This window comes from Aquabacterium sp. OR-4 (assembly GCF_025290835.2).
Taxonomy (GTDB): Bacteria; Pseudomonadota; Gammaproteobacteria; order Burkholderiales; family Burkholderiaceae_C; genus Pseudaquabacterium.
This window is the reverse complement of record NZ_JAOCQD020000001.1, coordinates 2,090,036-2,109,699: the sequence shown is the minus strand read 5'-3', so window position 1 is coordinate 2,109,699 and position 19,664 is coordinate 2,090,036. Positions and strand designations below refer to the sequence as shown.

18 protein-coding genes are annotated in these 19,664 nt (G+C 71.2%); 4 read left to right on the top strand and 14 right to left on the bottom strand.

What is annotated here, in order from left to right; all coding sequences use genetic code 11:
- Nucleotides 1-30: 30 nt before the first annotated feature.
- Genes N4G63_RS09190 through N4G63_RS09175 form a run of 4 tightly spaced genes read left to right on the top strand, consistent with a single transcriptional unit; the run spans nt 31 to nt 2,395 of the window.
- The gene (locus N4G63_RS09190; RefSeq protein ID WP_314599599.1) at nt 31-1,287 is read left to right on the top strand and encodes an L-dopachrome tautomerase-related protein; all 1,257 of its coding nucleotides are present in this window, start codon (nt 31-33) and stop codon (nt 1,285-1,287) included.
- A gap of 9 nt (nt 1,288-1,296) precedes the next feature.
- Complete coding sequence (gene gloA2 / locus N4G63_RS09185; protein ID WP_314599598.1) at nt 1,297-1,803, top strand: SMU1112c/YaeR family gloxylase I-like metalloprotein; 507 nt, start codon at nt 1,297-1,299, stop codon at nt 1,801-1,803.
- A complete protein-coding gene (locus N4G63_RS09180; RefSeq protein WP_260788007.1) occupies nt 1,800-2,081 on the top strand; it encodes a YlcI/YnfO family protein in 282 nt (93 codons plus the stop codon). The genes gloA2 and N4G63_RS09180 overlap by 4 nt, the downstream gene beginning before the upstream one ends.
- Nucleotides 2,078-2,395 carry a type II toxin-antitoxin system RelE/ParE family toxin gene (locus N4G63_RS09175; protein WP_260788006.1) on the top strand — a complete coding sequence of 106 codons (318 nt, stop codon included), beginning with the start codon at nt 2,078-2,080 and terminating at the stop codon, nt 2,393-2,395. Before N4G63_RS09180 ends, N4G63_RS09175 begins: the two co-directional genes overlap by 4 nt.
- A gap of 391 nt (nt 2,396-2,786) precedes the next feature.
- Here N4G63_RS09175 and N4G63_RS09170 read toward each other — a convergent pair whose 3' ends face one another.
- From N4G63_RS09170 to N4G63_RS09105, 14 genes are all read right to left on the bottom strand, one after another.
- The gene (locus N4G63_RS09170; RefSeq protein WP_260788005.1) at nt 2,787-4,430 is read right to left on the bottom strand and encodes a PepSY-associated TM helix domain-containing protein; all 1,644 of its coding nucleotides are present in this window, start codon (nt 4,428-4,430) and stop codon (nt 2,787-2,789) included.
- A gap of 17 nt (nt 4,431-4,447) precedes the next feature.
- Nucleotides 4,448-4,738, bottom strand: coding sequence for a hypothetical protein (locus N4G63_RS09165; RefSeq protein ID WP_260788004.1), 291 nt, complete (start codon nt 4,736-4,738; stop codon nt 4,448-4,450).
- A 1-nt stretch (nt 4,739) separates the two neighbouring features.
- Entirely contained in the window at nt 4,740-5,036 is a 297-nt protein-coding gene (locus N4G63_RS09160; protein WP_260788003.1) for a hypothetical protein, read from the bottom strand.
- A 2-nt stretch (nt 5,037-5,038) separates the two neighbouring features.
- The gene (locus N4G63_RS09155; protein WP_260788002.1) at nt 5,039-7,483 is read right to left on the bottom strand and encodes a TonB-dependent siderophore receptor; all 2,445 of its coding nucleotides are present in this window, start codon (nt 7,481-7,483) and stop codon (nt 5,039-5,041) included.
- Nucleotides 7,484-7,630: 147 nt separating this feature from the next.
- On the bottom strand, nt 7,631-8,905 hold the full coding sequence (locus N4G63_RS09150) for a FecR family protein (protein WP_260788001.1): 1,275 nt from the start codon (nt 8,903-8,905) through the stop codon (nt 7,631-7,633).
- Between the two features lie 71 nt (nt 8,906-8,976).
- Nucleotides 8,977-9,528, bottom strand: a complete 552-nt coding sequence (locus N4G63_RS09145) for a sigma-70 family RNA polymerase sigma factor (protein WP_314599597.1) — start codon at nt 9,526-9,528, stop codon at nt 8,977-8,979.
- Nucleotides 9,529-9,800: 272 nt separating this feature from the next.
- Nucleotides 9,801-10,382 carry a DUF2796 domain-containing protein gene (locus N4G63_RS09140; protein WP_260788000.1) on the bottom strand — a complete coding sequence of 194 codons (582 nt, stop codon included), beginning with the start codon at nt 10,380-10,382 and terminating at the stop codon, nt 9,801-9,803.
- Entirely contained in the window at nt 10,379-10,771 is a 393-nt protein-coding gene (locus N4G63_RS09135) for a Fur family transcriptional regulator (protein ID WP_260787999.1), read from the bottom strand. The genes N4G63_RS09140 and N4G63_RS09135 overlap by 4 nt, the downstream gene beginning before the upstream one ends.
- Nucleotides 10,772-10,780: 9 nt before the next feature.
- The gene (locus N4G63_RS09130) at nt 10,781-12,235 is read right to left on the bottom strand and encodes an ABC transporter ATP-binding protein (RefSeq protein WP_260787998.1); all 1,455 of its coding nucleotides are present in this window, start codon (nt 12,233-12,235) and stop codon (nt 10,781-10,783) included.
- Nucleotides 12,232-13,110, bottom strand: coding sequence for an ABC transporter permease (locus tag N4G63_RS09125; RefSeq protein WP_260787997.1), 879 nt, complete (start codon nt 13,108-13,110; stop codon nt 12,232-12,234). Before N4G63_RS09125 ends, N4G63_RS09130 begins: the two co-directional genes overlap by 4 nt.
- On the bottom strand, nt 13,107-14,060 hold the full coding sequence (locus tag N4G63_RS09120; protein ID WP_260787996.1) for an ABC transporter permease: 954 nt from the start codon (nt 14,058-14,060) through the stop codon (nt 13,107-13,109). Before N4G63_RS09120 ends, N4G63_RS09125 begins: the two co-directional genes overlap by 4 nt.
- On the bottom strand, nt 14,057-15,598 hold the full coding sequence (locus N4G63_RS09115; protein WP_260787995.1) for an ABC transporter substrate-binding protein: 1,542 nt from the start codon (nt 15,596-15,598) through the stop codon (nt 14,057-14,059). The genes N4G63_RS09120 and N4G63_RS09115 overlap by 4 nt, the downstream gene beginning before the upstream one ends.
- A gap of 71 nt (nt 15,599-15,669) precedes the next feature.
- The gene (locus N4G63_RS09110; RefSeq protein ID WP_260787994.1) at nt 15,670-17,796 is read right to left on the bottom strand and encodes a TonB-dependent siderophore receptor; all 2,127 of its coding nucleotides are present in this window, start codon (nt 17,794-17,796) and stop codon (nt 15,670-15,672) included.
- A gap of 120 nt (nt 17,797-17,916) precedes the next feature.
- Nucleotides 17,917-19,620: an NAD(P)/FAD-dependent oxidoreductase gene (locus N4G63_RS09105; protein WP_260787993.1), complete on the bottom strand. Its 1,704-nt coding sequence runs from the start codon at nt 19,618-19,620 to the stop codon at nt 17,917-17,919.
- Nucleotides 19,621-19,664 lie beyond the last annotated feature (44 nt).

Here is a 19,664-nt window from a genome sequence, read left to right as displayed (position 1 = left end):
CTCCTGAACCTTCGACGTCAACCTGCCATCATGAACCTTCGACAATTTGCCTCTTCGGCGGCTTGGAGCGCCGTCAGCCTGTTCGCGCTGCTCAGCGCCACGACCCTCGCGCTGGCGCAACCCGGCGCGCCCCTGCCCACCGTGGAGGTGCGCCACGCCTGGACGCGCACGCAGTGGGACTTCCCCACCCCATTGCAAGCCGATGCCTACAACGCCGCGCGGCTCTACACCAAGGCGCCGCTGTACGGCATCAAGGTCGATCGCCGGGGCCGTGTGTTCGCCAGCGTGGCCCGCATCTTGGACCCGCGCGTACCGGCCACGCTCAATCTCGTGGTGACGAAGAACGGCCAATCGGTGCTGCAGCCTTTCCCGACCTGGGAGGCCAACGACGCCACCCGGCCCGAAGGCTTGCGCAGCGTGCTCGGCTTCACCATCGACAGCCACAACCGCCTCTGGGCGCTGGACATGGGCTACACCGGCGGCGAGACGCGCGCCGCGGCGGGTGGCCAGAAGGTGGTGGTGTTCGACCTCGACAGCGGCCGCGAACTGCGGCGCTTTGCGCTGCCCGATGCCGTGGCCGATCCCGCCACGAGCTTCCTGAACGACATCGCCCTGGATGAGCGCCGTCAGGTGGCCTACCTCAGCGACAGCGGCAGCCGCGCCGAAGGCGGCGTCGCTGGCGGCATCATCGTGCTGGACCTGAAGACCGGCGCCGCCCGCCGCGTGCTCGACCGCTCGCCGCTGACGGGCGACGACCCGGAGCGCCCGTTGCAGGTCAATGGCGAGCCGGCCCTCCCCGGCGTGGCGCTCAAGGTCGGCGTCAACGGCATCGCGCTCAGTCCGGACGGCCAGCGCCTGTACTGGTCGATCACCACGGGCGATGCGGTCTACCGTGTCGAGACCCGGCACCTGCTCGATGGCGCGCTGCGCGACGCTGATATCGCCAAGCGGGTCACGGGCCCGATCCGGATCGGCGGTGGCTCGGACGGCATCGCGGTAGGTCGTGATGGCGCCGTCTACGCCACCAACGTGACGCTGAGCCGTGTGCAGCGCATCGACCCCCGCAGCCTGGCCGTGAGCACGGTGGCCGAAGGCCCCGAGTGGATCTGGCCCGATACGATGGCGTTCGACCATGAAGGCGCGCTCTGGGTCTCGACCAACCACCTCAACCATGCCTTCTCGGGCCGCATGGACTTCGACAAGGCCGAGCCCAACTTCCGCATCATGCGCATCCGCCTTGGAAGCAAACAGACCGCTCTTGGCAGGGCGGGCAATCCTGTGAACTGACAGAACGCCATGCTCCAGCTCTGCCGTATCCACCATGTCGCCATCATCTGCTCGGATATCGAGCGGTCGAAGGCCTTCTACGTGAACCTGCTGGGCTTGCGCGTGGTGGCCGAGCAACACCGCGTGGAACGCCAATCGCACAAGCTCGATCTGGCCATGCCGGATGGCAGCCAGATCGAATTGTTTTCGTTCCCGTCCCCACCCCCACGCCCATCGCGCCCGGAGGCGCAGGGGCTGCGGCACCTGGCGTTTGCCGTCGACGACGTGGCGCATGCCAAGGCCTGGCTCGAGTCGAAAGGGGTTGCGGTCGAGCCCGTACGCGTCGATGAATACACCAGTCGGCGCTTCACGTTCTTCGCTGATCCCGATGGACTGCCGCTCGAACTCTGCGAGTCGCACGTCGGGTCCACCACGAGCACGCGTTCGTCTGACTGGAGCTCCACGCCTCCCGCGCCGTGGCCCGATACCGCAGGTGGCCGCCTCATGTGGCGCAATTGCGATACACTGAATTGGTGAAGACGACCACCATCCCATCCATCCGCGTCGAGCCCGACTTTCGTGCCGAGGTAGAGGCGGTGCTGGCCGAAGGCGAGACCCTCACCCAGTTTGTCGAAGCCTCGATCCGCGCGACGGTCGAACGGCGTCGCATGCAGGCCGAGTTCATTGCGCGCGGGCTTCGCTCACGTGACAAGGCTCGGCGTACGGGTGACTATGTCGATGCCGACGTGGTGATCGACAACTTGCAACGCAAGCTCGACGCCGCGCGTTCGCGCCAGGCGAAGAAGGGGAAGTGACGTTCAAGGTTCGGCTGACCCGGGACGCCGTGGCGGACTTGGATCGGCTCTTCGACTTCCTGTTGGAGCGTGAGCTGTCCCGCGAGGGCGGCGATCTCACCTTGCCGACGCAGGCCATCGCGGCCTTGCGGTCCGGCATCGCCACGCTGAAGACGTCGCCGTTCACGTGCCGCAAGGCCGGGCAGAGTCCCTTCCTGCGGGAGCTGATCGTTCCGTTTGGACGATCGGGCTATGTGGCGTTGTTCGAGATCCAGGACGAGACCCACGTCGCCGTTCTTGCCGTGCGCCACCAACTCGAAGACGACTACCATTGACGCAGTCTTCTGCTTGTGTAGCGCTCGGGCAGGCACAGCGCCGATACCGTCACCCAGGCAGCGAATGCCGTCATCGGGTCGCGGAACAAGCGGGTCGATACCGTCAATGTCGTCTCGTTCGATCCCAAGCGATCCACGTGGCTGTACAAAGGCCGGCCCTGATGACCAAGGTCGACGAGACGAAGGCCTGGCATCGGCCAAAGCAGCGACGGTAAAGATGTCGGTATCTCGCTCGCGGCGGGCTAACCAAGCGCCCGATCTACCTACGAGCCGCTCCCTGCTGTTGACAACAGAGTGGGAATGATCTGAGCTGTTTTCAGCCCGCGCCGTGCGGGCTGGCTGTGACCGGATTCGCGAACATCGCGCCGGGCCAGCTGATGTTGACCTGAGGTCAAAGCCCGGCAGCACAGGCCCGGGGCTTCACAGACCAGATGCTGTCGGCCGGGCCGAGCCATGCGCGTCGTTGGGTCAAACGGGCCAAGCCTGCAAAGCACAGGCCGCCGGCCAGGGCCACGAGGTCGACGCCCAGGCTCACCGCGCTGCCGTGCGCCCACAGGCCCAGCTCAGGCTGCAGCCGGCCCAGCAGGCTGGTGGCCGGAATGGCCAGCGTGAAGGCGGCTGCCAGCCACAGCAGGTGGATGGCGGCGCGCGCGGCCCCGTGCCAGAAGCTCCAGCCCAGCGCGGCGAAAAACGCGCCGTAGTAGACCCACTGGTGCGCAACGGCCATGTTGTCCACATGGGCCTGCAGCCATTTGGCTGAGACGATGCTGAGCGAGAGGCCGCACACGCAGCCCAGGCACACACCCACGCAGGCATTGGCCATGCGCTGCACATGGCGCCGCTGTGCAGGCGGGGCATCGCTGTCTGATGCGCCTCGCGCGGGCTTGACGCGGCGAGATTCCACCCACAGCAGGTTGCCGCTGTAAAACAGCCAGGCGCCGGCCAGCCCCATCACGAAGTACATCCACTGCACGGGCGCCCCCCCGAAGGCGCCCATGTGCAGCGCGAACAGGCTGTGGATGACCAGCGCGGGTGCTTCCTGTCTGCCAGGCATGCGATCGCTGCTGGTGATCTTGCCGGTATAGGGGTCGACGCTCACGAAGCCGCCCCGGGGCCGCGGCATGACGCCCGCCGCGTCCTTGCCCCACACCCGGACTTCGGCGCTGGCTTCGCCAACCCGTCGGTACTGCAGGAAGCTCGGCTCGAACGACGGCGCAAAGGTCTTGACCGCGTCGACCAGCGACGCCGGCGGCACCATGCTGGCGGGGTCACGTTTGGCCGCGGCCTTGCCGGCTGCGCGCTCGCGTGGGCCGCCGGCCGGTTTGGCGCCTGCGTGGATGGTGCTGTCCTGCACCGCATAGATCGGGTCGTGGAAGGCAAACACGACGGCCGTCACCGCGATGACGATGTGGAACGGCAGGCTGACCACCCCCACCACGTTGTGCGTGTCGAGCCACATGCGCTTGAGGTTCTTGCCGATGCGCAGCGCGAACAGATCCTTGGCCAGCGAGGGCAGCAGGATCACCACGCCGGAGAACAAGGCCAGGGCGTACAGCGTGGCGAACACGCCCATGATCCAGCGGTTGGCGTCGTTGTCGACAGGCAGGCCGACCACCCGGTGCAGGTGGTCGATGAAGGTGGCCAGACGATGGCCCTGGAAGGGCTCCACCTGCGCCTGACCCTGAGCGTCCAGGCTGGCGATGTGGGTGACCGGGGCCGATGCGTTGTCCTCCCCATCACCCGGGCCTCGCACGCGCCAGGCCATCCGCGCCGGGATGTGCTCGGCGTCTTCGAGGTAGATCACGAAGCCCTTGGCCGCCGCCGGGGCGCGGGCCAGGGTCTGGGTGATCAGTTGCGGGGTATCGGCCAGCGGGGTGAGCGCTTGTTCCAGCCTGGGCGGCGCGGCCCAGCGGTTCAGCGGCTCTTTGAAAATGCCCAGCGCCCCGGCATAGAACGCGATGAACAAGGCCATCCCGCTGACGATGCTGACCCAGGTGTGCACCGACTTGTAGATGCGGACGTACTCGGTTTTCATGCCGGTTTCAAAGAAGGTCAGGCGCTGCGCAGCAGATGGAAAGCCGCCGTCAGCAAGGCTGCCGCGCCGCCCAGCCACAACCAGGCCCGCAGCCCGCTGGAGAAGAAGTAGACCGTGCCCAGCACGCCCAGCCAGATCGGGGGCACCAGCCAGTTCGCCAATTGGCGGCGCGCGCCGAAGGGCACGCCGTCGATGAGTTGGGCAAACACGCCACTGACGGCCAGGGCCAGCACGCCGCCCAGCAACAGCCCGGCGAGGGTCTTGGACCACCAGTCCCGTTGAATGGGCGGCGGCTTCTTGTCGGTCATCTCATGCATCCTTCGGCCGCTTCAGCAGACCCAGCAGGGCACCGGTGCATGGCAGCACCACGAAGCACAGCATCAGCGCGGTGTAGAGCAGCAGCGTGGCCGTCAGCGCCTGTCGCGCCTGGGCAAGACAAAGCCAGGCCATCACCCACAGGGCCACGCCGCCGGCCCGCGCCAGCCGCGCGGGCACTGGCTTGGCCAGCCAACGCTGGTTGGGCGAGGCCAGATAACAGGCCAGGCAACCCGCAAAGGCCAGCGCCAGTCCGATCAAGGTGCTTGTTTGCATGGCGCTGGCAGGCATGGTCAGAAGTCCAGCGTGGCCGAGACTGACACCACACGGCCCTGGCCCAGGTTCGCCACGGGTCGGGTGTCGCGGAACGAGCTCGAGTAGTAGTGGCGGTCCGATGCGTTGCTGACCGTCAGGCGGGTGGTCAGCTTCTTGCCGGCCACCTGCATGCTGTAGCGCGCGCCCAGATCCAGCACCGTCCAGCTCGGCAGGGTCATGACGTTGGCCGAATCCAGGTACTGGCTGCTGGTGGTGGTGACCTGGCCACTGAAGGTCAGGCCCGGCACCCAGGGGGTGTCCCATTCGGCACTGAGATTGCCTTGCCATTGCGGCACGCCGACAGCGTCCTTGCCGTCGTACTGCCCGCCTTGGGTGCGGGTTTGCACACCCTCGGTGTAGGCCACGCCGCCCAGGAGTCGGACATGGGGCATCACCGTGCCAAAGCTGTTCCATTCCAGTCCGCGCACGCGCTTCTCACCGTTGATCGTGGCGATCATGTTGGGGCGCACGCCGGTGGCGATCAGCATGGGCTGGGAAATCTGGAACAGGCTGACGGTGTGGGCAAAGCTGCCCAGGTTCCACTTGACCCCCAGCTCGTGTTGCGTGGACTTGTAGGGCTCGAAGGTGAAGTCCTGCACGTAGCCGGCAACCTGGGTCACCTGATCGCCCTTGCTCAGCGCTTGCACATGGTTGGCATACAGCGACAGGTGATCGCCCCAGGGCTTGACCACCACCCCCACCGACGGGGCCCACGCGCTCATGTCGTAGTCGGCGGTGACGGCGCCGGTCGCGCTGAAGCTGGTGGTCTCGATGCGCTGCCGGCGCATGGCCAGCGTCAGGTGCAGCTTGTCGTTCCAGGTGGACAGCGTGTCGGCCAGCGTCAGGCCCGACCACGTGGTCTGCGCGGTCTTGGGCGCGAACGTGGGCATGACCGGCATGTCGGCATAGGTCGGGTTGTAGATGTTCGTGCTGGCGATGGCCTTGGTGACGCTGGCCGACCGCGTCTCGTTTTCCAGGCGCGACACCTGCAGCACCAGGTCATGCAGCACCGGGCCGGTGGTCAAGCGCCCGCGCAGGCCGGCTTCTGTGCTCCGGTTGGTCTGGCTGCCCAGCGTGGCCCCGGTGGTCGTCGTGGTGCTGGTGCCACTGGCGGAGATGGCGTTGACGATCGAGCCGCCGGTGAAGCCTGCGTTCTTGGACTTCGACAGGCCGGTGGCGGCAAAGGCTGAAAAGCCCGGAAGAATGTCGTACTCGGCCCTGGCGATCACGGCATTGGATTCCAGCACGCCGTTGGCACTGGGAAACTGATTGATCGATGGGTCTGGGGCGGCCGGAACGACCGCGTTGGTCGGAAACTCGAACATCGCGCCGACGCCACCGGTGACGACTTCCTTGCTGGTGTACGCGTCGAGCGAGGCCTTCAGCGCCTTGCCCCGGTAGTCGAGCGCGACGGAGAAGGATTCGCGCCGCTCGTCCTGGCCCTGCAGGGTGGTTTCGCCATCGGCGAAGCGCCCGTTGATGCGCAGGCCCAGCGCCTTGTCCTCACCAAAACGGCGGCCGACATCGACGCTGGTGCCCAGCTGGCTGGCACTTTGCGCGTCAACGGTCACCCGGTTGATCGGTTCGTCGCTGGCGCGCTTGGGCACCATGTTGATGATGCCGCCCACCCCGCCGCTGGGGGCCATGCCGGTAAACAGCACGCCCGGGCCCTTCAGCAGTTCGACCCGTTCGAACATGTCGATGGCGCTGTTGCTGTTGCCGCTCATGCCGAACAGGCCGTCGATGGCGAAGTCACCGCGGCTGATGGTGAACCCGCGCACCTTGAAGTTCTCGTACTGGTGCCCGGTCGTCACCGAGTTGCGCACCGAGGGATCACTGGTCAGCACGTCGGCCACGGTGCGTGCGTGGCGGTTTTCCATCAGCTCGGCGGTGTAGCTGGTGATGTTGGCGGGGGTGTCCATCACGCTCTGGTTGCCCAGCACACCCATCCGCGCGCCCGTGGCGACCTGGCCGCCGGCAAAGGCCGCGGGCAGATCGCCTGGGCGCAGAACCGAGGCCACGACGCGCACCGTGGGCATTTCCTTCAAGGCGACGGCGCCCGCCGGCAGCTCTTTCACGATCACCGAGTGGCCCTCCACCGCGGCGGTCAGCCGGCTGCCGGCCAGCAGCCGATCCAGTGCCTGCTGCACCGTCAACGGCCCCGTCACCGCCGGCGCCTGCTTGCCCGCCACCAGCGCCGCCGGAAACGTCATCGCCAGGTTTGCCTGGCGCGCCAGCTCGTTGAGCGCCTGCCCCAGCGGCAGCGCCGGGATGGTGAGGGCGATGGGCGTGGCGACCGCCGTTGCCGTGCCGCTTTGGGCGTGGGCCAGCGGCGCATGGCCGGCCGCCATCGCCAAGGCCAGGAAGGCGGCCTGGGCCAGGGGTGCAGGGGTGAAGCGCTGGTGCAGCGGCATCGTTCGCATGGGTGAAAACTCCTCGGTCGGTGGCTGATTTGCCGGGCCGGCGCCTTGCGGACCGGCCCTGCCTCCCGAAGAAGACGCAGCACCCCTGCGGTTTCCTCATGTTGCGAATAAGAATTCTTCTTGATGTCTGCGGCGGCCGGTTTCGCCTCACTGCGCCACCACCTCCGTGACCTGGCCCCGGCGCACCAGGCGCACCGGCAGCACCTGCGGCAGGGTCTCGGCAAAGCGCTGCCACTGCGTGAGGCTGTAGCTGCCACCCACCGGCAAGGCAGCCACGGCGGGGTCGTGCACCACCAGCCCGGTGCGGCCGTAGCGCTCGAACTCGGCAATGGCCTGGGCCAGTGGGGTGTGGTCGAAGCCGAGGCGCCCGCTTCGCCAGGGGGCGATGGCATGGGCCGGCAGCGCGACGACCGGGCCCACCTGGCCCTGGGCGTTGGCCACCACCATCTGCCCAGCGCTCAGCTCGACGCGGTGCTTGGCCGGTGCCAGGGGCGCCGCAACGCCCGCCGGCGCTGCGGCGTCGCCACCGGCGGAATGCGGGTGTGCTTCAACGCGCACACGGCCCTCTTCCACTGCCACCACGGTCTGGCCTGCATCGAGCCCGGTGCCTGTATGCCGCACCGAAAAGCGGGTGCCGACGACCGTGATGCGAAGCGCGCCGGCGTACACATGGAAGGGGCGCTGCGGGTCGGCATGCACCGCAAACATGGCCTGACCGCTTTGCAGGTGCACTTCGCGCCGGTCGCGAAACAGGCGCACCTCGGCCCGGGTGGCGGTGTCGAGTTGCAGCGTGCTGCCGGCGGCCGGGGCGGTGTCGGCGGTGTCGGGCAGGGTGGCCTGCAGTTGTTGGCCGCGTTCGGTGGCGTAGGCCTGCGCGAACACAGGTTGCTGCTGCCAATGGCGCCACCCCAGCCAGGCACCGCACACGGTCGCAAATGCCATGGCCGCGGCGGCGCCATGGGGCACCAGCGGGCGCAGCCAAGCCAGCAGGCCGGGCAGGACGAAACCCCAGCCGGTGGTGAGGCCGCGTTGTGGCCGCCTGGGCCCGCTGGGCGCGAGCCCGGCCCGGGCGGCGGCCTCTTGCTCCGGCAGCCAGGCGCGCAGCTGCGCCACGTCGTCGCCAGGCAGCTGCTGCACTTCGCCGAAGGTGGCCTCCATGTCTTCAAGGGCCTGCGCGTGCTGCGGGTCGGCGTCCAGCCAGGCCTGCAATTCGGCTTCGCCTTCGGCACTGAGGCCGCTGCGCTTGCGCGTCACCCAGGTGGCGGCCGCCAGGTCCAGCGGATGCTGCGCCTGGGCGAAGGCTTCGAACTCGCGTTCGTCGGCGCCTTCTTCCGCCAGTCGGCCGGCGCTGGCGCCGGCTGGCGGGTCTTGCGCGATGGCATGGGCGCGATCAGCGCGCCAGGAAGGCGGGGTGGTGGGCATGGCGGTGCGGCAAACGGCTGGCTCTGGTCAATGTAGACGCACGAGGTGAGCCCAGCCTCACCCGGGCAGGCTCAGTCTGGCGCCTTGGCCTGCTGGCCGGTCAGGCCTTTCCGGCCTGGATTCGATTCGCCCTCGCCGCGCAGGCGGCGCTCACACAGCTTGCAGGCCACCATGGCGCGCACGATGTGCTTTTCCACCATGCTGGCTGAAATGCCCATGTGCTGGGCAATCTGGGCGTGGCTGCAGTCGTCGAAGACATGCAGCACGAAGGCTTCCCGACAGCGCGCGGGCAGGGCCTCGATGGTGGCCAGGTACGCGCGGATCACCTGCTGCGAGGCCAGCAGCTCTTCAGGCTGCAGGTGCCTGGGCGCCGGCGGGTGCTGGTCTTCTGGCAGGGCGTCCAGATCGCAGGACCGGCGCACCTCGTTGCGCCGGTGCTGGTCAATCACCAGGTTGCGGGCGACGCGGTAGAGCAGGGCGCGCATGTCCAGCACGGCCTGGCCCGACGACTGGGCTGACAGCACGCGCACAAAGCTTTCCTGGGCGATGTCGGCCGCGGTGTCGCGGTCGTTCACCTGGCGCGCCAGGAAGTTCAGCAGTTCGCGGTGGTAGCGCTCCAGCACAAGAAGACTCTGGAAGTGAAAGACGCACGCCCGGGCCTGGCCATGGCGACTGGCATCGGCCGGCCTGTGGCGCAAACGTAATAAGAATAAATCGCATTATCAATCAAGCCACTGCAGCCGCAACACGCCAGAACGCCAGCAAGAGGTCGGCGCGCTGCCGTTGGCCTGCAGCAGTGCGCATGCAAGCGGCGCGGGCGCGCCGGATCGCCGGGCTTGCCTGCGAACGGCACCCGCTGGTTGGCAATCGGGTGGGGATGGACCCCGGCGCGCGCTCAGCGCGCCAGCTGAACCCGCCGCTGCGGCCGTTTCAGCGTGGACTTGGCCTGGCCCTGAGGGCCGGCCAGCTGCACGTCGATGCGCTGCAGGCGCTGGAAGACCTCGAACAGGCCGATGTCCAGCTTGCGCAGGGCGGCCGGCTGGGCACAGCTGTAGGTGTAGCTGGCGTCCAGGTCGGCGTGCTCGCTGCCGGTGGCGGAGGCGGTGGCGCCCCTGGGCCGCGTGGGTTCATGGCCGGCCGGCACCAGCACCGGCGCGTTCACCTCGGCCCGGGCCAGCGTGCACTGCGCGGCGGCGTCGGGCGCGAACAGGGCCGGGCCCTGGCCGGGCGCGCGCAGGCGCGCCAGCAGCTCGCCGGCGGCCTTGCGCTCGGCCTCGTTGCGCGGTGCGCGCTCAAAACCCAGCAGGTTGTCCAGCGGCACCTCCAGCGCCACGCTGAGCTGCGCGCCGTCGATGGCCACGTCGAGCTTGAGCGTGCCGTGTTCGTGGGCCTTGCCAGCGGCCAGGGCCGGCTGGGTGGCCAGCATCGGCGCGATGAGCAGCGCCGCGGCCCATGGGTTCAGCAGGCGGTGGCTCATGGGGCAGGGCTGGCCGGCAGGGCGGCGCAATCGCTGCAGCGGCCGTACAGCACGAGTTCGTGGTCGTCCACCGTGAAGCCCGGTGGTGCCAGGCGTGCAAAGTCGCCCGGGCAGGCATGCACGTCGAACACCCGCTGACAATGGCGGCACTGGAAGTGGTGGTGGTGGCGGTGCCCCACCGGCTCGTAGCGCTGGTTCTCGCCGGGCAGGCTCACCACGGTGAGCTCGCCTTCCTCGACCAGCACCTTGAGGTTGCGGTAGACGGTGGCAATGCCCAGGCCCGGCGCCTCGTGCTGGGCGGCGTCGAGCACCTCGTGCGGCAGCAAGGGCCGCTCGGCACGGGAAATGGCCTCGCGGATGGCGCTGCGCTGGCGGGTGTTGCGTTCCATGCCGGCAGGTTACCGGATCTGGCGTGACGCTGTCCTGTCTGCGGCGCTTGCGTGCAGGTGCTTGCCGGTGGCGCCCAGCTGCAGCCGGTGCTCGGCCACATGCGCGGCCAGTGCGGCGTCGTGGGTGACCAGCAGCAGGGCCGTGCCCTCGGCGTCGAGCTGGGCCTGCAGCAGCTGCAGCACGTCGCGCTGGGTGATCGGGTCGAGCCGCGAGCTGGGCTCGTCGGCAAACAGCAAGGCCGGCTTCAGCAGCATCACGCGCAGCAGTGCCAGGCGCTGCAGCTCGCCGCCCGACACCGCCTGCGGCAGGCGCTGCAGCAGGGCGGCCGGCAGGCCCAGGCGCTCGCGCAGCGCGTGCAGGGCCGCGGCGGGCAGGCGGTGCAGGCGCAGAAAGTCGGCCAGGCCGGTGCCCAGCGTGATGTGCGGCGCAAAGGCCGCCAGCGGGTCCTGGTAGAGCTTTTGCAGGCCCAGGCGCGGCAGCTGCGGGGCGCGCAGCACCTGGCCCGCGCTGGGCCGCAGCAGGCCCAGTAGCACCTGGCCGAGCGAGGTCTTGCCGGCGCCGCTGGGGCCCTGGATGGCCCAGCGCTCGCCGGCCCGCACCGCCAGGTTGACGCCTTCAAACAGCTGCTGGCCGCCCCGCTGCAGCGCCAGGCCGTGCGCCTGCAGCAGCACCGGTCGGCCGGTGTCGGGCCGGGCCGCCGGGCGTGCGGCCCAGGTGGCGGGGTCGGCCGCCAGCAGGGCGCGGGTGTAGTCGTGCTGCGGCTGGCGCAGGCGCTCGCTGGCCGGGCCCTGCTCGATGACCTGGCTGCCACGCATCACCAGCAGCTGGCCGCCCAGGGCCCGCGCCACCGCCACGTCGTGGGTGATGGCCAGCACCGCGGCGCCGGCGGCCATGGCGGCTTGCAGCAGGGCCAGCACCTGGTCGCGGCGCTCGGTGTCGAGGCCCTTGGTGGGCTCGTCCACCACCAGCAGCGGCGTGCCGCCGGCCAGCGTGGCGGCCAGCGCCACGCGCTGGGCCATGCCGCCCGACAGCTGGTGCGGGTGGCGTTGCTGTGCCGCTGCGGGCAGGCCCAGGCGGGCGAGATCGGCCTGCGCCTGCTGGCGCGCGGCGGGCGCGGCCAGGCCGCGCAGCCAGCGGTACACCTCGGCCACCTGTGGCCAGGCGCGCATGCTGGGGTCGAGGGCGGCCGAGGGTTCCTGCGGCAGCAGGGCGATCTGCCGGCCCCAGGCGGCGCGGCGGGCGGCTTCGTCGTGCACACGGCCCTGCAGGCGCACCTCGCCGCTGGACCGCAGGCCCGCCGGCAGGCTGGCCATCAGCGCCTGCACCATCAGCGACTTGCCGCTGCCGCTTTCGCCCAGCACACACAGGGCCTGGCCGGCGCCCAGCTCGAAGCTCACGCCCTGCACCAGCGTGGCGGCCCCGGCGTGCACCGCCAGCTCACGCACCTGCAGTGCGGCGCTCACGGTGCATGCCCCCGGCGGGCCAGCAGCATGAAGCCGGCCGTGAGCAGCACCAGGGCCGATACCGGCGGCAGCAGCAGCCAGGGGGCTTCGCGCCAGTAGGGCAGCAGTTCGATCAGCATCAGGCCCAGCTCGGCGGTGGGTGGCTGCAGGCCCACGCCCACGAAGCCCAGGGTGGCCAGGGCCAGCACCGCGGCGGCGGCGCCAAAGGCCGCCAGCGTGAGCAGCACCGGGGCCAGCTCGGGCCACAGGTGGCGCCGCACGATGGCCAGCGGGCCGAAGCCGAGCAGGCGCGCGGCCTCCACCGGCGCGCCCTGCAGCACGCCGCGGCCCATCAAGCGCACCACGCGGAAAAATTCGACCCACAGCGCCAGCGCCAGCCCGGCATACAGCGGCCCGAAGTCGCCCGGCGAGATGGCCGCCACCAGCAGCACCAGCAGCAGGCCGGGCAAGGCCTGCACGGCATCGGCCAGCGTGGTGGCCAGGCGGTCGGGCCAGCCGCCGCGCCAGGCTGCGGCCAGGCCCAGCGCGCTGCCGGCCAGCGCGGCCATGGCCACGGTGGCCAGCGCCAGGCCCAGCGACAGGCGCAGCGCCAGCGCCAGCCGGGTGAACTGGTCGCGGCCCAGGTGGTCGGTGCCCAGCCAGTGCGCGGCCGAGGGCAGGGCGCGCACCGCGTCGAGCTGCTGCACGCGCGGGTCGTGCCCGCTCAGCCAGGGGCCCAGCACGGCCAGCAGCGCCAGCGCGCCAAGCAGGGCCAGGGCCAGCGGCCGGGCCAGACCGCGGCCGGACGCTGCGCACGCACGGGCCGGGGCGAGCGGCGGTGCGGGCGACAGGCCGTGCGGCGGGCCGGGTGTCTGGGAAGAGTCTGCCGGGTTCATTCAGCGGCCTCGTCGCGGCGGCGCGGGTCGAGGGCCAGGCAGGCGGCGTCGACCAGCGCGTTGAAGCCGACAAACAGCGCGCCCAGCAGCAGGGCGGTGCCCTGGATCATCGGCACGTCGCGGCCGAACACCGCATGCACCATCGCATGGCCCAGGCCGGGGCGGGCGAACAGGGTCTCGACGATGACCACGCCCTCCACCAGCAGCACGGCCTGCACGCCCAGCCAGGCCACCACCGGCAGCGCGGCATTGCGCAGACCATGGCGCCACAGCAGCACGGCGCCGGGCAGGCCCTTGCCCCGGCCGAAGGCCCAGTAGGCCGAGGCGGCCACCGCGGCCACCGCTTCGCGCACCACGCGCGCGGCGGTGGCGGCCAGCGGCAAGGCCAGGGTCAGTGCCGGCAGCAGCAGGCTGGCGGCGTCCCCATGGCCGGCGGCCGGCAGCACCGGCAGCTGCACCGCAAACAGCAGGATCAGCACCAGGCCCAGCGCAAAGGGCGGCAGGGCGCGCAGGGCCACGGCCAGCGCCAGGCTCAGGCGGTCGAGCCGGCCGCCGGGGCGCAGCCCGCAGGCCAGGCCCAGCGGCAGGCCCAGCAGGGCCACCAGCGCCAGCGTGGCAGCGGCCAGGCCCAGGCTGGGCAGCAGCTCGTGCAGCAGCTCGTGCCACACCGGCTCGCCGCTGACCACCGACACGCCCAGCCGGCCCTGCGCCAGATCGGCCAGCCAGCGGCCCAGCGCCGGCAGCCAGTGGCCATCCAGGCCCAGCTCGGCGCGCACGGCGGCGGCGGCGGCGCCGTCCACCAGGTCGTAGCCGTAGCGCGCGGCGGCGATGCGGTAGGCCGCATCGCCTGGCAGCGCGCGCATGATCAAAAAGCTGAAGACGCCCACCAGCAGGGCCACCAGGCCGGCCTGCAGCAGGCGCTGCGCCAGGCTGCGCTGCCAGCGCGTCATGCCCGGCCCCCGGGCCAGGGCATGCGGCTCAGGCGCCAGCTGCGCTCGAGCGGGTCGAGCGCCAGCTCGGCCAGCGCCGGGGCCAGCGCGGCCGACTGGCGATACCAGGCAATGGGGATCACCGGCAGCTCGTCGTGCAGCACGGCCATGGCCTGGGCGCGCAGGGCCGGGGCGTCGCCCTGGCCACGCGCCAGGCCGGTCAGTGCCTGCTGCAGCGCCGGGCTGTGCCAGCCCATCGCGCCCCAGTCGCCGCCCTGGCCGCCGGCTGCCTCACCGGCCCCGGCCCCGAAGTCCTGCAGCAGGGTGCCCAGCGGATCGGGCACCAGGGCGTAGTGGCGTGCGGCCAGCGCCAGCTCAAGGCTGCCGTCGCGGTGGCGCAGCGGCACCTCGCCCGAGTTGCCGATCAAGACCCGGCAGTCGATGCCGGTCTGGCGCAGCTGCTCCTGCACGGCGGTGGCCACCAGCGGCAGTTCGGGCCGGTCAGGAAAGCTGCGCAGCGTCAGGCGCAGGGTGTCGCCATCGCGCTGCAGCAGGCCGTCGCGCCCGCGCTGCCAGCCCAGCTCGGCCCACAGCCGCGCCGCGGCGGCCGGATCGAAGCGCAGCGGTGCCAGCCCCGGCTGGTGCCAGGCCGCCAGCGTGGGCGGCAGCAGCTGGGTGGCGGCCAGCTCGCCGTCGCGCAGCAGGCCGCGGGCGATGCCGCCGCGGTCGAGCGCCAGCGACAAGGCGCGCCGGGCGCGCGGGTCGCGCAGCCAGCGGTGGCCGGCGTTGAGCTTCATGATCAGCGTGCGCGGCACCGTCACCTGCGCCACGCGCAGGCGCGACAGGCGGCCCAGGCGCTGCAGGCTGGCGGGGTCGAGCGCCAGCGCCATGTCGGCCTGGCCGGCCTCGGCCATCAAGGCCCGGGTTTCGGCGCGCGACACGTTCAGGTAGTGCGCCTGTTGCACCGGCAGCCCGGGCTGCATGGCCTGCACCTGCACCTGCTGTGGCGGCGTCAGCGCATGGATGCGGTAGGGGCCGCTGCCGATGATCGTGCCCAGCCGGCCGTCAGCGCCGCGGCTGGCAGCGCCCAGCACCAGGGTGCTGCTGTGCGCCAGCAAGGCCGGCAGCAGCGCAAAGGGTTCGCGCAGGCGCAGCAGCAGCGCGTTGCCGGTGGCGCCGGCGGCGGGCTCGATGGCGGCCAGCGGTGCCAGGCGCAGCAGGCCGGGCTGCTGGTGGGCACGCTGCAGCACCTGGGCCACCTGGGCGGCGGTGACGGGCGTGCCATCGTGAAAACGCGCGCCCTCGCGCAGCCGAAAACGCCAGTGCAGGCCGTCGTCGGCCAGCGTCCAGGCGCTGGCCAGGCCGGGCTGCAGCCGGCCCTGGTCATCGGCTTCGACCAGGGTCTCGCAGACCTGCAGGCGGGTGAAGAAGTGGCCGGCGATGGCCGGCTCGAGCCCGGTGATCTCCCACGGCCCGACGATGCGCAGCGGCCGGCCGGCCGGCGCGGCCTGGGCGCCGGCCATCCGCGCCAGCGCCGGCCATCCGGGCAGGGCGGTCACAGCGGCCGCGGCGGCCAGCGCCGCACGCCGCGTGCAGGCGCCGGACGCCGCCGCAAGGGCCGGGTGAGCGCTCAAAAACGGGCCTGCACGCCCAGCGTGAGGTTGCGCGGCGTGCCCGGTGTGACCCACAGGCGGCTGTACGAGCTGGTCTCGTAGCGGGTGTCGGCCAGGTTGTCCACGTCGAGCGAAAAACGCAGCGCGGGCGTGGCCCGCCAGTAGGCCACCAGCTTGGCCGTGGTGTAGGCCGGCAGCATGAACGCGGCACTGCCGGCGCGCGCCTCGGCCGCGGTGTAGGCCTGGCCCACGCGGGCGCCCACATGGGTGAGGCCGCCGCCCAGGCCGAAACGGCCGCCGCCGGGCAGCAGGCCCTCGTAGACCGCCAGCGCGCTGGCGTTGAGCCGCGGCACGTTGAGCAGGCGGCCGCCGGGCTGCAGCGTCTGGTCCTTCTCGACCGTGGTGTCGTAGTGGCCCAGGCTGGCGCTCAGGCGCCAGTGGCCGCCGATCTGGCCGGCCAGGTCGAACTCGATGCCGCGGCTGCGCACCTCGCCGGCCACGGCGTTGTTGCCGCTGCCGTTGTTGTAGACCACGTTGCGCTTGCCGATGTCAAACAGCGCCAGCGTGGCGCCCAGGCGCTTGTTGGCCGCTTCCCACTTGGCACCCAGCTCGGCGGCGCGGCCCAGCTCGGGCGCGAAGGGCTGGCTGTTGACATCCACACCCGGGTTGGGCCGGAAGCTGCGCCCGGCGTTGGCAAACAGCGCCCAGCCGCGCGCCGGCAGCCAGGTGATGCCCAGGCGCCGGCTGGTCTCCTGCGGCTTCTGGCTGCTGCCGACGGCGCTGCTGCGGTTGAGCAGGTCCTGCGCCACGGTTTCGCTGCGCAGGCCGGCCACCAGGCGCCAGGTCGGGGCCAGCTGCACGGCATCCTGCAGCGTGAGGGCGCTGCCGCGCTGCGTTTCCAGCGTGTTGGTGATCAGCGTGGTGGGTGTCGGCTGGGCCTGGCCGTACACCGGCGCCAGCAGGTCGATGGCATAGCCGGCCGTGCCCGCCGCCGGGCGGTAGCGCAGCTGGCGCTGATCGAGCTCGAAGCGGTAGGCCTCGAGCCCGGCCAGCAGCTCGTGCTGCAGGCCGCCCAGGGCCAGGCGGCCGTGCAGCTCGGCCTGCAGCGCCAGATCGTCGGAGGCGTAGTCGCGCTCGCGGCGCTGGCGCGACAGCGTGCGGCCATCGCTGAGCAGCTCGTTGGGCTCGGTGGAGAAGCCGCGCAGCGTCGTCTCGCGCCACGACAGCGCGCCGCGCAGCCGCCAGTCGGCCGCCAGCTCATGCTGCAGCACCAGCTGGTGGCCCTGGTTGGTGACGGTCACGTCGCCATCGGCCGGCTCGCCCGGAAACTGCGTGCGCGGCACCGCGCCCAGCTGGCCCTGGATGGCCTGCACGCCGCGGTCCAGCGGCGTGGCGTGGCGCAGCCACTGGCCGCTGTAGTCCAGCGTGGTGGTGCTGGCCAGGCGCCAGCTGAAGGCCGGCGCCAGCACCTGGCGGCGGCTGTGCACGTGGGTGCGGAAGCTGCCCTTGTCTTCCACCGCCAGGTTCAGCCGGTAGGCCAGCTGCGGGCCCAGCGGGCCGGTGGTGTCGAGCGCCAGGCGGTAGGCATCCCAGCTGCCGGCGTAGAACTCGGCCGAGCCGGCGCGCTGCCACAGCGGCTTCTTGGTCACCAGGTTGACCGTGCCGCCGGGCTCGCTGGCGCCGTACAACGCGGCCACCGGGCCCTTCAGGAACTCGATGCGCTCCACATCGGCCAGGTCGCGCGGGGCGTTGAAGCCGCGGTTGGCGGCCAGGCCGTTGAGCAGCATGGCCATGCCCTGGTTCTCGTTGCCGGCCAGTCCGCGGATGGCGATGTTGTCCCACAGGCCGCCAAAGTTGTTCTGGCGCGAGACACCGCCCACGTAGTCGAGCACATCGTCCAGACGCACGGCGCCCAGGTCGTCGATGGCCTGGCGCGAGATCACGCGCAGGCTTTGCGGCTGCTCCAGCAACGGCAGGCTGCTCTTGCTGCCGTCCACCTGCCCGGCCTCGTAGGCGCCACCCTGGCGACGGCCCACCACCTCCACCGCGGCGGGCTCGGCCGGCGGGGTCTGGGCCTGGCTGCCCAGGCTGGCCAGGCAGGCCAGGCAGGCCAGGGTGATGGCGTGTCGACGCGGTGCGCGCATGCAATGTCTCCGGAGATCCCAACGTATGGGGTCGAAGTGTATTGCAATCGCGTTATCAATAACGACGTGCATCCCGCGGCGAGTCACGCAGGGTCGCCATGTGCCCGCGCGGCAGATTCTTCACAGCTTGTCAGCCGCGCCCAGCAGGTCGCGGCCCAGGGCCTCGGCCACCTCGATGCCGTCCACCCCCGCCGACATGATGCCGCCGGCATAGCCCGCGCCTTCGCCGGCCGGGTACAGGCCGCGGGTGTTCAGGCTCTGGAAGTCGTCGCGGCCGCGGTTGATGCGCAGCGGCGACGAGGTGCGCGTCTCCACGCCGGTGAGCACCGCATCGGCCATGTCAAAGCCGCGGATCTGGCGCGCAAAGGCCGGCAGGGCCTCGCGGATGGCCTGCAGCACATAGGGTGGCAGGCTGGGCCGCGCGGGGTCGTTCAGGTCAGTCAGCGTGACGCCGGGCGTGTAGCTGGGCAGCACGCTGCCGAAGCTGCGCGACACTGCCTCGCCGTGCCGGCCGGCCACGAAATCACCCACCAGCTCGCCGGGGGCGTGGTAGTTGCCGCCGCCCAGCTCGAAGGCGCGGCTCTCCCAGAAGCGCTGGAACGCAAAGCCGTCGAGCGGCGAGACCGGGCCGTCGCCGGCGCTCTGGCGGTAGTCTTCGGGGTCGATGTTGACCACGATGCCGGCGTTGGCGTTGCGCTCGTTGCGCGAGTACTGGCTCATGCCGTTGGTCACCACGCGGCCCGGCTCGGAGGTGGCGGCCACCACCGTGCCGCCCGGGCACATGCAGAAGCTGTACACCGCGCGGCCGTTGCTGGCGTGGTGCACCAGCTTGTAGTCGGCCGCGCCCAGCAGCGGGTTGCCGGCGGCCGGGCCCAGGCGGGCGCGGTCGATCAGGCCCTGCGGATGCTCGATGCGAAAGCCCACCGAGAAGGGCTTGGCCTGCATCGCCACGCCGTGGCCATGCAGCATGGTGAAGGTGTCGCGCGCGCTGTGGCCCACCGCCAGCACCAGGTGGCTGCAGGCCAGGCGGCTGCCGTCGGCCAGCACCACGCCGCGCAGCTGGCGCTGGCCGCTGGCGTCGGTGTCGATCTGCAGGTCGGTGACATGCTGGCGAAAGCGGATCTCGCCGCCCAGCGCCTCGATGTCGGCGCGCATCTTCTCGATCATGCCCACCAGGCGGAAGGTGCCGATGTGCGGCTTGCTGACCCAGGCGATCTCCTCGGGCGCACCGGCCTTGACGAACTCGGCCAGCACCTTGCGGGTGAGGTGGCGCGGATCGCTGATCTGGCTGTAGAGCTTGCCGTCGCTGAAGGTGCCGGCACCGCCCTCGCCGAACTGCACGTTCGATTCGGGATCGAGCTGGCCCTGGCGCCACAGCGCCCAGGTGTCCTTGGTGCGCTCGCGCACCGGCTTGCCGCGCTCCAGCACGATGGGCCGCAGGCCCATCTGCGCCAGGATCAACGCCGCGAACAGGCCGCAGGGCCCGAAGCCGATGACCACCGGCCGCGTCCGGGCGTGCGGCCCGGCAAAAAAGTCATCCGGCGCCTGGCCCACGAAGCGGTAGCGCATGTCGGGGCTGGGCCGCACATGCGGATCGCCGGCGCAGCGCGCCAGCACCTCGGCCTCGAGCGCCGGGCTGGCCAGGCGGCAGTCGACGGCGTAGATGAACTGGATGGCCGACTTCTTGCGCGCATCGGGGCTGCGCTTGTGCAGCGTGAGCTCGGCCAGGTCGGCGTCGGCAATGTTCAGGCGCTGCAGCAGGGCGCTGCGCAGCGCCTCGGGCGGATGCGCCAGCGGCAGCCGCAGTTCGGTGACTCGGATCATGCGAAGAATGTGGGCGAGGGTGGGGCGCGGGCAAGGCGCCAACA